The organism is uncultured Tateyamaria sp., from assembly GCF_947496075.1.
Classification (GTDB): Bacteria; Pseudomonadota; Alphaproteobacteria; order Rhodobacterales; family Rhodobacteraceae; genus Tateyamaria.
The window spans coordinates 1151070-1165040 of the sequence record NZ_CANMBJ010000002.1; the positions used below are offsets into that span (position 1 = coordinate 1151070).

At 58.6% G+C, this 13971-nt stretch carries 18 protein-coding genes; 14 read left to right on the forward strand and 4 right to left on the reverse strand.

The window, feature by feature from the left end; translation table 11 throughout:
- Positions 1 to 2: 2 nt before the first annotated feature.
- Entirely contained in the window at positions 3 to 836 is an 834-nt protein-coding gene (locus tag Q1A51_RS09695; RefSeq protein ID WP_299596753.1) for a class II glutamine amidotransferase, read from the forward strand.
- On the opposite strand, the gene Q1A51_RS09700 is transcribed toward Q1A51_RS09695, so the two are convergent.
- From Q1A51_RS09700 to Q1A51_RS09715, 4 genes are all read right to left on the reverse strand, one after another.
- Entirely contained in the window at positions 833 to 2047 is a 1215-nt protein-coding gene (locus Q1A51_RS09700; protein WP_299596750.1) for an NADP-dependent isocitrate dehydrogenase, read from the reverse strand. The genes Q1A51_RS09695 and Q1A51_RS09700 overlap by 4 nt on opposite strands.
- Positions 2048 to 2147: 100 nt before the next feature.
- On the reverse strand, positions 2148 to 2723 hold the full coding sequence (locus Q1A51_RS09705; protein ID WP_299198390.1) for an HD family hydrolase: 576 nt from the start codon (positions 2721 to 2723) through the stop codon (positions 2148 to 2150).
- On the reverse strand, positions 2720 to 2959 hold the full coding sequence (locus Q1A51_RS09710) for a hypothetical protein (RefSeq protein WP_299596747.1): 240 nt from the start codon (positions 2957 to 2959) through the stop codon (positions 2720 to 2722). The genes Q1A51_RS09705 and Q1A51_RS09710 overlap by 4 nt, the downstream gene beginning before the upstream one ends.
- Complete coding sequence (locus tag Q1A51_RS09715; protein ID WP_299198384.1) at positions 2959 to 3612, reverse strand: alpha/beta hydrolase; 654 nt, start codon at positions 3610 to 3612, stop codon at positions 2959 to 2961. The genes Q1A51_RS09710 and Q1A51_RS09715 overlap by 1 nt, the downstream gene beginning before the upstream one ends.
- A 158-nt stretch (positions 3613 to 3770) precedes the next feature.
- Between Q1A51_RS09715 and Q1A51_RS09720 the strand changes: the two genes are divergently transcribed.
- The 13 genes from Q1A51_RS09720 to Q1A51_RS09780 all read left to right on the forward strand — a co-directional run bounded on the left by Q1A51_RS09720 (position 3771) and on the right by Q1A51_RS09780 (position 13924).
- Positions 3771 to 4232 carry an Rrf2 family transcriptional regulator gene (locus Q1A51_RS09720; protein ID WP_299198381.1) on the forward strand — a complete coding sequence of 154 codons (462 nt, stop codon included), beginning with the start codon at positions 3771 to 3773 and terminating at the stop codon, positions 4230 to 4232.
- A gap of 54 nt (positions 4233 to 4286) precedes the next feature.
- Positions 4287 to 5330: an aminotransferase class V-fold PLP-dependent enzyme gene (locus Q1A51_RS09725; RefSeq protein ID WP_299596742.1), complete on the forward strand. Its 1044-nt coding sequence runs from the start codon at positions 4287 to 4289 to the stop codon at positions 5328 to 5330.
- A gap of 19 nt (positions 5331 to 5349) precedes the next feature.
- On the forward strand, positions 5350 to 6873 hold the full coding sequence (sufB, locus tag Q1A51_RS09730; protein ID WP_299198375.1) for a Fe-S cluster assembly protein SufB: 1524 nt from the start codon (positions 5350 to 5352) through the stop codon (positions 6871 to 6873).
- Positions 6874 to 6876: 3 nt separating this feature from the next.
- On the forward strand, positions 6877 to 7068 hold the full coding sequence (locus Q1A51_RS09735; protein WP_299596739.1) for a hypothetical protein: 192 nt from the start codon (positions 6877 to 6879) through the stop codon (positions 7066 to 7068).
- Positions 7065 to 7319, forward strand: coding sequence for a hypothetical protein (locus Q1A51_RS09740; protein ID WP_299596736.1), 255 nt, complete (start codon positions 7065 to 7067; stop codon positions 7317 to 7319). The genes Q1A51_RS09735 and Q1A51_RS09740 overlap by 4 nt, the downstream gene beginning before the upstream one ends.
- Before the next feature lie 90 nt (positions 7320 to 7409).
- Positions 7410 to 7742 carry a hypothetical protein gene (locus Q1A51_RS09745; protein ID WP_299596733.1) on the forward strand — a complete coding sequence of 111 codons (333 nt, stop codon included), beginning with the start codon at positions 7410 to 7412 and terminating at the stop codon, positions 7740 to 7742.
- 10 nt (positions 7743 to 7752) lie between these two features.
- Positions 7753 to 8067: a heavy metal-binding domain-containing protein gene (locus tag Q1A51_RS09750; RefSeq protein ID WP_299201084.1), complete on the forward strand. Its 315-nt coding sequence runs from the start codon at positions 7753 to 7755 to the stop codon at positions 8065 to 8067.
- 32 nt (positions 8068 to 8099) lie between these two features.
- Entirely contained in the window at positions 8100 to 8855 is a 756-nt protein-coding gene (gene sufC / locus Q1A51_RS09755) for a Fe-S cluster assembly ATPase SufC (RefSeq protein WP_299596730.1), read from the forward strand.
- Complete coding sequence (locus Q1A51_RS09760; protein ID WP_299596727.1) at positions 8855 to 10129, forward strand: SufD family Fe-S cluster assembly protein; 1275 nt, start codon at positions 8855 to 8857, stop codon at positions 10127 to 10129. The genes sufC and Q1A51_RS09760 overlap by 1 nt, the downstream gene beginning before the upstream one ends.
- Before the next feature lies 1 nt (position 10130).
- Positions 10131 to 10613 (forward strand): YIP1 family protein, encoded by a 483-nt coding sequence (locus Q1A51_RS09765; protein WP_299596723.1) that lies wholly within the window; start codon positions 10131 to 10133, stop codon positions 10611 to 10613.
- Entirely contained in the window at positions 10610 to 11215 is a 606-nt protein-coding gene (locus Q1A51_RS09770; protein WP_299596720.1) for a Yip1 family protein, read from the forward strand. The genes Q1A51_RS09765 and Q1A51_RS09770 overlap by 4 nt, the downstream gene beginning before the upstream one ends.
- Entirely contained in the window at positions 11208 to 12428 is a 1221-nt protein-coding gene (locus Q1A51_RS09775; protein ID WP_299596717.1) for a cysteine desulfurase, read from the forward strand. Before Q1A51_RS09770 ends, Q1A51_RS09775 begins: the two co-directional genes overlap by 8 nt.
- 266 nt (positions 12429 to 12694) lie before the next feature.
- Positions 12695 to 13924 carry an MFS transporter gene (locus tag Q1A51_RS09780; protein WP_299596714.1) on the forward strand — a complete coding sequence of 410 codons (1230 nt, stop codon included), beginning with the start codon at positions 12695 to 12697 and terminating at the stop codon, positions 13922 to 13924.
- Positions 13925 to 13971 lie beyond the last annotated feature (47 nt).

Here is a 13971-nt window from a genome sequence, read left to right on the forward strand (position 1 = left end):
CCATGTGCAGATGGGCGGCTTACACGGGCGCACCCTTGTTCCTGTCAGACATGATTGCAGAGCCAAAGCATTCGCTGGTCAATCAATCCTTGTCGGCAGAGGAGTGCAAGACAGCCGTCAATGCAGATGGGTTTGGTTTGGCGTGGTATGCCCATAGGCCGGAACCGGGGCTGTTTCGCGATGTCTATCCGGCATGGTCGGACCCCAACCTGCAATCCATCGCCCGTCAGGTGAAATCTGGCATGTTTCTGGTGCATGTGCGGGCGTCGACAGAGACGGCAACCAGTCGCAACAATTGTCACCCATTTGCCCTTGGACGCTGGTCCTTCATGCATAACGGTCAGGTCGGTGGATTCGGTTCGTTTCGCAAGAAGGCGGATATGCTGATCACGGATGCGTTGTATGAGCATCGCAAAGGTGCCACGGATTCTGAAACCCTGTTCCTGTTGGCGGCGGGTGCCGGGCTGGACACTGACCCTCAGCGGGCGTTGGAACACGCGGTGCACCAGCTTGAAACTCTGTCGATGCGCCACGGGACGGCCCCGCATATGCGGCTTAGCGTTGCCTTTTCCGATGGTAAAACGCTCTATGCAGCGCGTTATGCATCTGACGATAAGTCGCCGTCGCTCTATTATCGATGGAAGGAAAACTGGCAGGGATGGGCCATTGTGTCCGAGCCATTCGATGCCGATCACGAAGGATGGACCGCGGTGGCACCCGGAACCTTCTGCGGTTTTGGCCCCGATGGTGTGTCCACGAGCCATTTCGCATCGCGCCGTTGGGACGACCCCGCCACGAGCAGGGCGAGGCCGCCTCGTCATCAAAAGGTCGCTTAGCCTGCAAGCGCCTTGTTCAGGTTCTCGTCAATCTTCTCGAGGAAGCCCATGGTGGTCAGCCACCCCTGATCGGGACCGACAAGCAGCGCCAGGTCCTTGGTCATGTGACCGGACTCGACGGTGTCCACAATCACCTTTTCCAATGTCTCGGCAAAGCGCTTGAGCTGTGCGTTGTCATCAAGCTTCGCCCGGTGCTTCAGGCCGCCTGTCCAAGCATAGATCGACGCGATGGAGTTGGTCGAGGTCTGCTCGCCCGCCTGATGCTGGCGATAGTGGCGGGTGACGGTGCCGTGCGCGGCCTCGGCCTCGACGATCTTGCCATCGGGTGTCATCAACTGGCTGGTCATCATGCCAAGCGAGCCGAAGCCTTGGGCCACAACATCTGACTGCACATCGCCATCATAGTTCTTGCAGGCCCAGACAAAGCCTCCGTTCCACTTGATGGCGCAGGCCACCATGTCGTCGATCAGGCGGTGTTCGTACCAGATTTTCTTCGCTTCGAATTTTTCCTTGAATTCGGCGTCATAGACCTCTTGGAAGATTTCAAGGAACCGCCCGTCATATTGCTTAAGGATCGTGTTCTTGGTCGACAGGTAGACCGGCCAACCAAGGTTCAGGCCGTAGTTGAAGGACGCACGTGCAAAGTCGTAGATCGACTTGTCGACGTTATACATGGACATGAACACGCCCGCGCTGTCGGCCTTGTACACTTCGTGCTCGATCTCGGTGCCGTCTTCGCCAACGAACTTCATGGTCAGCGTGCCTGCACCAGGGAATTTCATGTCCGTGGCTTTGTACTGGTCTCCAAAGGCATGACGACCCACCACGATGGGGCGTGTCCAGCCGGGGACCAAGCGGGGCACGTTGCGGCAGATGATCGGCTGGCGAAAGATCACGCCGCCCAAGATGTTGCGGATGGTGCCGTTGGGGCTGCGCCACATCTTCTTGAGGCCAAACTCCTCGACCCGCGCCTCATCCGGTGTGATGGTCGCGCATTTGACGGCGACGCCCACCTCCTTGGTCTTTTCGGCGGCGTCGATGGTGATCTGATCTTCGGTCTTGTCGCGTTCCTCGATCCCCAGATCGTAGTAGAGCAGGTCGATATCCAGATAGGGTTCGATCAGCTTCTTCTTGATGAAGTCCCACATGATGCGGGTCATCTCGTCCCCGTCCATTTCGACAATGGGGTTCTCTACCTTGATCTTGGTCATGGATGGGTCCTTTGCAGCACTATCGGTCCTGCGTAGCGCTTAGCGGGTTGGAAGGCGTTTGGAAAGACTGTATGCAACGGTATACAGAAATTACGCTGCACTAGAGCGCGTCAAAGAACGCACTGATGCGTTTGCTGGCATAATCCCACAGTCCCGGTGCGCCACGCTCGATCTTTGTGCCGACGCGGGTGGCAATGGTTTCTTCGGTGACATTGTAGTCTGTCCAACTGCCACCGCCCGACGCGAGGTTCAGCATCGGTGGTTGAAACCGGTCCAGCGCTTTCGCAAACTGCGCAGTCGGGGTTTCGGCCGCTTCGAACTCTTCCCAGATCGGGCGCAACGCCTGGGCAATATCGACAGGCAAAAGGCCAAAGATGCGATCGGCCGCAGCCTGTTCCTGTGCCGCGACGGTAGCGGCATCTACGTCTTCGAAGATAGGGTTGTCGCCTGCATCAATCTCGACCAGATCGTGGAGGATCAGCATCTTGATGACGCTGTTGATGTCGACATCAGGGCCCGCCTGATCCGAAAGGACCAAAGCATAGAGGGTCAGGTGCCAAGAATGTTCCGCGCTGTTTTCCGCCCGGCTGCCGTCAGCCAGGGTCGTTGCGCGCAGGATGGATTTGAGCTTGTCCGCCTCGTTGAGAAAGGCGATCTGCTGATCCAGCCGCGTCACTCAGGCGCCTGTTCCGCGCGATGCGCCTTGAGTTTCTGCGCCAGGAAGCGGCGACCGGCGTCATTCGCCATCCGCGTACGGATCGCCGTCAGGAATGCCTCTTCGAGCGTTTGGGACGATGCGCCCAGCACATCGCCCACTTCCATGAACAAGCGGTCGTTGCCCAGCTCGTTCTGCACAGCCAAACATTCCTCGGCCAGCTTGTTGGCCATTTCGACGACAACGGGGTCAGCCATTAACGCGTGGTCTCTGTCAGGCGCCGTTTCACATAATCGGTCGTGTTGCCGATCAAAGTGTCCAGGTGCGGCTCTTCAAAGAAGTGGCCGGCCCCTTCGACCTGCGTATGCGTGATGGTGATGCCCTTTTGCTCATGCAGTTTGGACACCAGCGCCTCTGTATCCGCGGGCGGCGCGACACGGTCGGATGTGCCGTTGATGATCAGGCCCGAAGACGGGCAGGGCGCCAGGAACGAAAAGTCGTACATGTTGGCGGGGGGCGACACCGAGATGAATCCGGTGATCTCCGGCCGCCGCATCAAGAGCTGCATGCCGATCCACGCGCCGAACGAAAAGCCTGCAACCCAGCAGTGCTTGGAATTGTTGTTCATCGACTGCAGGTAGTCGAGGGCCGAAGCGGCATCGCTCAGCTCGCCGATACCCTGATCATATTCGCCCTGGCTGCGTCCGACACCACGGAAGTTGAAGCGCAGAACAGTGAACCCCATGTTGTAAAAAGCGTAGTGCAGCGCGTGCACCACCTTGTGATTCATGGTGCCGCCAAACTGCGGGTGCGGATGCAAAACGATGGCAATCGGCGCATCACGTTCTTTTTGGGGGTGGTAGCGGCCTTCGAGGCGGCCTTCGGGTCCGGGAAAAATGACCTCGGGCATATGGTGTTCTGTCCTCGCGCGTCTTTTTTTGGGTTCCGATTTCTTGACGAAATTGATCGGGCACCTTAGAACGGTTCTAACTTATCCGACAGGTCATACATCCTGCAGTGGCAACGATGTATGGCCTTGTGTCGGTGACGTCAATTGGGGGTTTTGAGATGAAACTGTCGACCAAAGGGCGCTATGCGATGGTGGCGCTGGCTGACATTGCGATGCAGCCGGGCGATCAGCTTGTGAGCCTGGGCGATATCTCGACCCGGCAGGACATCTCTTTGCCCTATCTGGAACAGTTGTTTGTGAAGCTGCGGCGCGCTGACCTGGTGTCGTCAGTGCGTGGACCGGGCGGCGGCTACAAACTCGCGCGTTCGGCGTCCGACATCCGTGTTGCTGACATTCTGGCAGCGGTCGATGAAAAGGTGGATGCGATGCACAAGGGGGCCGGAGCCACTGGTGCGGCGTCCGGGTCCAAGGCGCAGTCGCTGACCAATCGGCTTTGGGAAGGGCTGAGCGCCCATGTATATGTCTTCCTGCACCAGACGCGGCTTTCGGATGTGATCGGAAACGAATTGGCCCCGTGTCCTGCGGTACCGAACCTCTTTGCGGTCGTCGATGATGGTTGATGTCGACTGGGGGCCAGCCCCCAGACCCCCGGGATTTTTTGAAACAGGGAAGACATGAGCCGGGTCTATCTGGATCATAACGCGACGACACCTCTGCGGGCGCAGGCGCGCGAGGCGATGCTGCGTGCCATGGATGTGGTGGGCAATCCGTCGTCGGTGCATGCCGAGGGGCGCGCGGCCAAAGCGATTGTCGAGAAAGCGCGGGGGCAGGTTTCTGACGCGTTGGGTGCATCGGCTGCCGACATCGTCTTTACAGCCAGCGCGACCGAGGCGGCGGCTCTTGCCTGCGCCGGGCGGTCCTTGCACGGATCTGCTGTTGAACATGATGCAGTGGGCGCATGGATTGACCCGGTTTTGGCCGCGGATGCCAACGGTCATGTTCGGGTAGCAACACCCGCTGCGTCTTGCCTGCAGTTCGCCAACTCCGAAACAGGTGTGGTGCAGGATGTTCAGCAGGGGCTCGCCCTCAGCGATCTGACGCAAGCTTTCGGTAAGCTGCCTTTTGGGTTCGATTGGCTGGGCGTAGAGATGGGTTTGGTTTCGGGTCACAAGCTTGGTGGCCCAAAGGGCGTAGGTGCATTGGTCTTGCGACAAGGTCTGGATGTGCAGGCGCAGATACGCGGCGGCGGTCAGGAAATGGGCCGCAGGTCTGGCACTGAGAATGTCATCGGGATCGCCGGATTTGGGGCCGCAGCCGAGGCTGCACAACGTGACGTTGCCGATGGAAAGTGGGCCTGCGTCGAGAAACTTAGAAATATTCTAGAAAAGGCTCTTGCTGCTGCGTCAAAGACAACTATTTTTGTCGGGAAAGAGGCAACGCGGCTGCCGAACACCTCCTGTTTCATCACGCCCGGCTGGAAGGGCGAAACGCAGGTGATGCAGATGGATCTGGCCGGTTTTGCCATCTCGGCGGGTTCGGCCTGTTCCAGTGGCAAGGTCAAGGCCAGTCGGGTGCTGAAGGCCATGGGCTATTCGGAGCTTGAGGCGGCATCGGCAGTGCGGGTGTCGCTGGGGCTTGAGACAACGGAAGAAGATGTTTTGCGCTTTGTCGATGTGTGGGCGCAAAAGCTGAAGAAACACGAGGCGCGGGCGGCGTGAACCGCTCAGATGCGAGAGGATGTCCGACATGGAAAATGTGGTAGTCAAGGAAGGTGTTGATCAGGAAACGGTAGATGCCGTTGCCGAGGTGGGTGGAGCGTACAAGTACGGTTGGGAAACCGACATCGAGATGGAATACGCGCCAAAGGGCCTGACGCCAGACATCGTCAAGCTCATCTCGGAAAAGAATGAAGAGCCGGAGTGGATGACCGAATGGCGTCTGCAAGCCTATGACCGTTGGCTGCAGATGAAGGAACCCGACTGGGCCATGGTCGACTACCCCGAGATCGACTTTCAGGACCAGTACTATTACGCCCGCCCCAAATCGATGGAGGTCAAGCCGAAGTCGCTGGACGAGGTCGACCCCAAGCTGCTCGCCACCTATGAAAAGCTGGGCATTCCGCTGAAGGAGCAGATGATCCTTGCTGGCGTTGAAGGGGCCGAGAATGCACCCGCCGAGGGCCGCAAGGTCGCGGTGGATGCGGTGTTCGATTCCGTGTCCGTTGGCACCACGTTCCAGGCGGAGCTGAGAAAAGCTGGCGTGATCTTCTGCTCGATTTCCGAAGCGATCAAGGAACATCCCGAGCTGGTGAAGAAATACCTTGGATCAGTCGTGCCGGTGCAGGACAATTTCTATGCCACGCTGAATAGCGCGGTCTTCTCGGATGGCTCATTTGTTTACATCCCGCCGGGTGTCCGCTGCCCCATGGAATTGTCGACCTACTTCCGCATCAATGCCGAAAACACCGGCCAGTTCGAACGCACGCTGATCATCGCGGACAAGGGCAGCTACGTGTCCTACCTTGAAGGGTGCACGGCACCTCAGCGCGATACCTCGCAACTGCACGCCGCTGTGGTCGAAATCGTGATCATGGAAGATGCCGAAGTTAAGTATTCCACCGTTCAAAACTGGTATCCCGGGGATGAAAACGGCAAGGGCGGCATCTATAACTTCGTGACCAAGCGCGCCGATTGCCGGGGCGACCGGGCCAAGGTGATGTGGACGCAGGTGGAAACCGGGTCTGCCGTGACGTGGAAGTATCCGTCCTGCATCCTGCGCGGTGACGACAGCCAGGGCGAGTTCTACTCCATCGCCATCGCCAACAATATGCAGCAGGCCGACACTGGCACCAAGATGGTGCACTTGGGCAAGAACACCAAGTCGCGGATCGTGTCCAAAGGCATCAGTGCGGGCAAGGCCCAGAACACCTACCGTGGTCTGGTGTCCATGCACCCCAAAGCCAAGGACAGCCGCAACTACACCCAGTGTGATAGCTTGCTCATCGGCGACAAATGCGGTGCCCACACGGTTCCGTATATAGAGGTGAAGAACAACTCTTCCCGTGTCGAACACGAGGCGACGACGTCCAAGGTGGACGACGACCAACTGTTCTACTGCCGCAGCCGTGGCATGGACGAGGAAGAGGCGGTGGCCCTTGTGGTCAACGGCTTCTGCAAGGACGTGCTGCAGGCGTTGCCCATGGAGTTCGCCATGGAAGCGCAGCAGCTGGTTGCCATTTCGCTGGAAGGATCGGTGGGCTGATCCATGTCTGAACAGAAGGAATCCCGGTCCGCCTTTGCGATCATGGCCTTGTCCGTCCTTGGGGGCGCGGCAATCGGCGGTGGCGTGGGTGCGATGTTGCTGCCTGACTTCGCGTCGGCGCTCGCCATCGGCGGGGCCATGACAGGTGGCGCAATCGGGGCGGCGTTCTTTCTTTTTGCCGGGGCGGATCGATGACAGATCTGTCCAACACACAGCAATCCGAAGCCAGGATCAAACGTCACGTGGTCTCTAACCTGGACGGCACGCAGCAGGGCGGGCTGGCCTTTGTCATCACCGTGATCGGTGGAATGATTGTGGCTGCGTCACTTGCGCCGGGAGCGCTGACGTCCTTCTGGGTGTGGCTTGCGCTTCTGATGTTGTCTGTTGCGGTGGCCATGGGAACCCAACGGTTGTTCGCCCGCGCTACGTCGGAGGATGTGGAATGAACTGCAAAACAACAGCGCCCTGCGTAGACGCCACCGATGGACAGGTCCGTGTTCGGCAGCAGACTGCGCTTGTGCAGGGAGGGTAATTCGATGGCACCTGATACACCACGCAAGCCAAGCGGCCTGCAGGTTCGGTTCGGACACCCCGGTCGGCTCTTGCCGGAAACGCGCGAACTCACCTTGGTGATCCTTGGCCACCTGATCGTGTTCATGCTGTCTATCGCGCATGACGAAATTGTTGCCGAGATGGTCGAAGACGGCTGGTTCATCGCGAAATACGCCGAACGGTTCGAGATCCTGATGGGGCTTGTCCTCTTCATCTGCTGGGGCGCGCTGACACTTCGGTTCGTCACAATTCTGCGGTGTGCCCGTGCCGGTGACGGTCTGTGCCGAGACTGCAGTCAGCCACATGGAAATGACTGAAGGGCGCAAGATGATCCTGACCACGACAAACACGGTCGAAGGCCGCAAGGTCACCGACTACCGCGGCATTGTCGTGGGCGAGGCGATCATGGGGGCCAATATTGTCCGCGATTTCTTTGCCGGCGTCAGGGACATCGTTGGCGGTCGAGCCGGCGCATATGAATCCAAACTTCAGGACGCACGCGATATGGCGATGGCGGAACTGGAACAACGTGCGGCAGCGCTCGGCGCGAACGCCGTCATCGGAATAGACCTCGACTACGAGGTCGTTGGGGACTCAATGTTGATGGTCAGTGTTTCGGGCACTGCTGTCATTCTGCAATAGCGCGCGACAGGCGCGAGACGAGGAAAAGAAAAATGCTGAACATCAAAGACTTGCATGTGCAACTTGAAGAAGAAGACAAGCAGATTCTGAAAGGCGTCGACCTCACGGTCGAAGCAGGCAAGGTGCACGCGATCATGGGGCCAAACGGCTCGGGCAAATCCACCCTGTCTTATGTTCTGTCGGGCCGCGACGGCTACGAAGTCACGAGCGGAGAAGCCACGCTGGATGATGAAGACCTGCTCGAGATGGAACCGGAAGAACGCGCCGCGGCGGGCCTGTTCCTGGCCTTCCAATACCCGGTCGAAATTCCTGGCGTCGGCAACATGACCTTTCTTCGCACGGCTGTGAACGCGCAACGCAAAGCGCGCGGCGAAGATGAAATGAGCGCCGCTGACTTCCTGAAGGTCATCCGTGAACGTGCCAAGGCCCTGAAAATCGACGCGGATATGCTCAAGCGTCCCGTCAATGTTGGATTCTCGGGCGGTGAGAAAAAACGCAATGAAATCATGCAGATGGCGATGCTGGAGCCCAAGATGTGCATCTTGGATGAAACCGATTCCGGCCTTGATGTCGACGCGATGAAGCTGGTCGCCGAAGGCGTGAACGCGCTGCGCAACGAAGGGCGCGGGTTCCTGGTGATCACGCACTACCAGCGTCTGCTCGATCACATCAAACCGGACGTTGTGCACATCATGGCAGACGGCAAGATCGTAAAAACCGGTGGCCCCGAGCTGGCGCTTGAAGTTGAAAACAACGGCTACGCCGACATCCTGGCCGAGGTGGCATAATGGCTGAACCCGCACCAAAATTGAACCCGACCGAGGATCGGTTGGACACCCTGACCATGCCGCAAAACGGCTGGGCAGATGCCGCACGCAAGGCGGCCTTGGCCCGTGTGCGTGAAATGGGTCTGCCCGGACGGCGCGACGAGTATTGGAAGTTTACACGGCCGGACAGCCTTGTGCAGCCCACAGCCCCCGTCGCCGCGCTGTTCCACAACGAAGAGGGGCCGTTGTTTGGCGACCTTGACCGGCTCAAGATCGTGTTTGTCGATGGTGTATTCGACGCCGATCAGTCTGATGATCTGACCTTGTCTGGTGTACGCATCGACCGGCTGGCCGAAAGCGCAGATATTCACTGGGCGTCCGACCTTTACGGTGCGCTTGAGGGGAACGGTCACTACGTGCCAAGGCCGTTGGCAGCGTTGAACACGGCCTATGCCACCGATGGCGTGTTGATTCATGTCACGGGCAAGGCTGAAAAACCTATCAATTTCATCTACTTGCATGAAAACGAAACGTCGGACGCGATCTTGCACCACGTGATCAAGCTTGATCCGGGTGCCGAGGTGACCTTGCTCGAAACCGGCCCGGCCGCTGCACGTTTCAATAAGGTAATGGAAGTGGATGTGGCCGATGGCGCGACCTTCCATCATGTACGTGCGCAGGGGCGGGACCACGAACGCCGCGCAGCCACGCATATCTTTACGCGGTTGGGCGCCGAATCCGTGTTCAAGTCGTTCACGCTGACCGTGAATGGTCGCCTGACCCGCAACGAATGCGTGATCGATATCACCGGTGACGATGCGGTGGCGCATGTGGCCGGCGCCTGCGTGGGCGATGGCGATTTCCACCACGACGACACGGTGTTTGTCACCCATGACGCGCTGCGCTGCGAAAGCCGCCAGGTGTTCAAGAAGGTGCTGCGCAACGGTGCTGTCGGTGTGTTCCAGGGCAAGATCCTGGTCAAGGAAGGGGCCCAGAAAACAGACGGTTATCAGATCAGCCAGTCGCTTTTGCTGGATGATGACAGCCAGTTCCTCGCCAAGCCCGAGCTTGAAATCTATGCCGACGATGTGGCCTGTTCCCACGGGTCCACGTCTGGTGCCATTGATGAAGATGCGTTGTTCTACCTGCGCTCGCGCGGTGTCCCGGCTGAGATCGCAACAGATCTGTTGACGTTGGCCTTCCTCGCCGAGGCGGTGGAAGAGATCGAGGACGAAGTTTTGCGCGACGCATTGGTTGAACGCCTGCAAGGCTGGCTGGAGCGTCACCGGGGCTAAGATGGCCATCACGCGGAACATTTCGGCCACGTATCGTGGTCCAGGGCGCGTCATACGGCGCCTGCTTGAGCTTGGCCAACGCGAAGATCGTGCGCTGGCCTATCTCATGGCGTCATGTGCCCTGGTCTTCATCGCGCAACTGCCGCGACTGGCCCGAGAGGCGCATTTGACCGGTCAGGATCTGAACATGCTGATGGGCGCATCGCTTCTGGCGTGGATTTTTGTGGCACCACTTTTGTTCTACATGATCGCTTTTGCTGCGCGGGGTGTTGGATATATTTTGCGCGGGCAGGGCACGCCTTATGGTGCGCGGCTGGCACTGTTTTGGGCGCTGCTTGCATCATCGCCGTTGATCCTGCTGCATGGTCTGATCGCGGGCTTCATCGGTCCGGGTATCGAGCTGCAGGTGGTTGGCCTAATCTGGTTCGTGGTGTTCATGTGGTTTTGGATCGGTGGATCCATCGCGCAGGAGCGAGCAGCGTGAACGCCGTCGCGGACCTGGCGGTCGACACGCTGCGCAATCCCAAGGAGGTAGCACAGCGGATCATCGGGTGGCATCTGGACCGGCAGACCCTGTATTTTGCGCTATTTGCCGTGGCAGCGGTCAATGCGATTTTGGCCTCCGCGCCCGTGGTGCTTGCCCCGGGTTCGATTGATCCTGCCGCACGGGCGGCGATACCGCTTCTGGCCCTGCTTGAACGGCCCTTTGCGCTGTTTGCGATGATCGCGGGCGGGCTTCTGGTCATGGTGCACGGGCTTGTCTGGGCCGGACGGGCCCTTGGCGGACATGGTGAACTCACCGACATGCTGGCGCTGCTGACCTGGTTGCAGGCCCTGCGTGCGGCTGCACAGGCGCTTGTGCTTGTGCTGAGCTTGATCGTGCCGGGCATCGCGGGCCTTGTGGCGCTGGTTGTTGCCATCGTCGCCTTTTGGCTTTTATTGCATTTTGTCAGCGCGGCCTTGCGCTTTGACTCGCTGTTTCGTGCCTTTGGCCTGCTTATCATCGTGCTGGCAGGCCTGTTTGTTGGAATGATGATGCTTGTTACGTTGACCGGCGTGACGGCAGGAGGACTTGCGAATGTATGATGTGAACGCCATCCGGGCGGATTTTCCCATTCTCGGCCGTGAGGTGAATGGCAAGCCGCTGGTTTATCTGGACAGTGGCGCATCGGCTCAGAAGCCGCAGGTCGTGATTGACGCCATTTCCAAAGCGTATTCCGAGGAATATGCAAATGTTCACAGAGGCTTGCATTTCCTTTCTAATCTCGCGACCGAAAATTATGAAGGCGTCCGAGGCAAGTTGGCGCGTTTCCTGAATGCAGGCTCCGAGGATGAGATCGTGATGAACTCGGGCACAACCGAAGGCATCAACATGGTGGCCTATGGGTGGGCCATGCCACGGATGGAGGCCGGCGACGAGATTGTGCTGTCCGTGATGGAACACCACGCCAATATCGTACCCTGGCACTACCTGCGCGAACGGCAAGGTGTCGTTTTGAAATGGGTGGATGTGGACGCCACCGGTGCGCTTGATCCTCAGAAGGTCATTGATGCGATTGGACCCAAGACCAAGCTGGTGGCCGTCACCCACATGTCCAACGTTTTGGGCACCAAGGTGGATGTGAAAACGATCTGTGAAGGGGCCCGTGCCAAGGGCGTGCCCGTGCTGGTCGACGGCTCACAAGCGGCCGTGCACATGCCGGTTGATGTGCGGGATCTGGGTGCGGATTTCTACGCGATCACCGGTCACAAGCTCTATGGTCCGTCGGGATCCGGCGCCATCTACTGCAAAGCTGAACGCATGGCCGAGATGCGCCCGTTCATCGGCGGTGGTGACATGATCAAGGAGGTCAGCAAGGACGGTGTGATCTACAACGATCCGCCCCATAAGTTTGAGGCGGGCACGCCGGGTATCGTGCAGATGATCGGGCTTGGGGTCGCGCTGGATTACATGATGGGTCACGGGATGGAGGCCATCGCTGCGCATGAGGATTCGTTGCGTGACTACACGGTGGAGAAGTTGGGCGGGCTCAACTGGCTGCAGGTACAGGGGACGACCCCGGATAAGGGCGCCATTTTCTCGTTCACTTTGGACGGGGCTGGGCACGCCCATGATATCTCGACCATCCTCGACAAAAAGGGTGTCGCGGTGCGGGCGGGACAGCATTGTGTGGGCCCGTTGATGGAGCACATGGGGCTGAACGCCACCTGTCGGGCGTCCTTTGGCATGTACAACACCAAGGAAGAGGTGGACGTGCTCGTGGACGCTTTGGAGTTGGCACACGACCTGTTTGCGTGATCTGTCCCCGCGGGGACAAGGCGTTCGGTCGATTTGCGAGTTGTTGAGCGACTTGTGAAAGCGTCCGTAAATCAGGGGCTTGAGGCGCGCGCGCTGCGTTCTATCAAAGTTAACCAGCCGAGAGCGATGCTGCTGGCCGAAGCCGGGCGGCGGTTCGGCACAAGCATGTGCGTCGCGTCGTTTCCATCTGTGATTGCGCGTCATATAGAGGGGCAGGCGCATATTCCTTTGCGTGATCTCCCCACTGCTCAGTCTGGAACTCATCAATGATCAAGACAGCGCTGACCGACAGACTGCTTCAAGTGGCGCTGGTTGGCTTGATCCTTATGGGCGTTGGCGCGGCAACGGTTGGCCCGTTCCAGTCGATCATTGGGATCGAGGAGATTGGTTTTTCCGATGCAGCCTACGCTCTGATCGTGACGGGTGGGGCGTTTTTCAGTGTCGTCGCGTCCATACTGGTGGGCATCTACACGGACCAGACAGGACGATTTCGCGAAGCGTTGCTGGCCGCATTGGCAGTTGGCGCTGCAGCCGGGCTGTTGATGTTTTTCGTGCCTTCGAAGATTGCTTTCTTGCTGGTGCATGTCGTGCTGTTTCCCGTCGGAGCGACGGCGTTCACCCAATATTTCGCAATCTCTGTTGTGGCGGCCAATGAGAACCCGAAGCTTGATCGTTCTTATGCGGCCACGCTGTCCCGGGCGACGTTTTCCGGCGCATTTGCACTGACACCCGTAGTATGGGGGTATGCCCTCGTAAAGGGTGTCGATGTGCTCGCGGCCTATGCTGTAGTCGCTTTTGCAAATGTCCTGGCGCTTGCCGCCGTCCTGACGTTGTGGCGCCGGGACCATACGGTGTCGCAGACCGTGAAATCCGGCAAGGGGTTGTTGGCGTCTTTGTCGGAGCTGACAGAGCCGGGCCTGTTGCTGCGCATGGTTCTGATCTGCGTAATCTCGGCCACCAATGGGCTGTACAATATTCTGCTGGGGCTGCTGATCCTCAACAACCTTGGCGGTGTCGAATCCGACGTCGCCGTCTTTGCGGGCCTCGTCGCCTTCATCGAAATTCCCGTCATGATGCTGACGGTTCGGTTTTTGCGTGTGGTTTCAGCCTCGTTTCTTATCCTGATCGGTGTTGTGATTTATGGTGGCTTTCTCGCTGTCTTGGGTCTTATGCCGTCTATTGGGTTTGCGTGGTGGCTGGTGCTGCCAGCGGGGATTGGTGCGGGCATCATCCTGTCTATTCCCATTGGGTATGTGCAGAACCTTGTTGCAGACCGGGCAGGGGCCGGAAGTTCGCTGTTGTCCGTCAATCATTTTGGCGGCGCGATCATTGCGTCTGCGATTTTTGCGGTTGGGACGAGCGTGACCGACTATCAAGGTGTTGCGATGATTGGTGCGGTGATTGCTATTGCGTCGTCGGCTTTGCTGTTTGTACTGGACTATCGCAAAGCGCAACGGATGTCCCCGGCACAGGCGCTGGATCATGGCAGAGGTTAGTCCGGGATTGGCTGAGGTTGATCACCTTTAAAGTCGATGCAATCGGA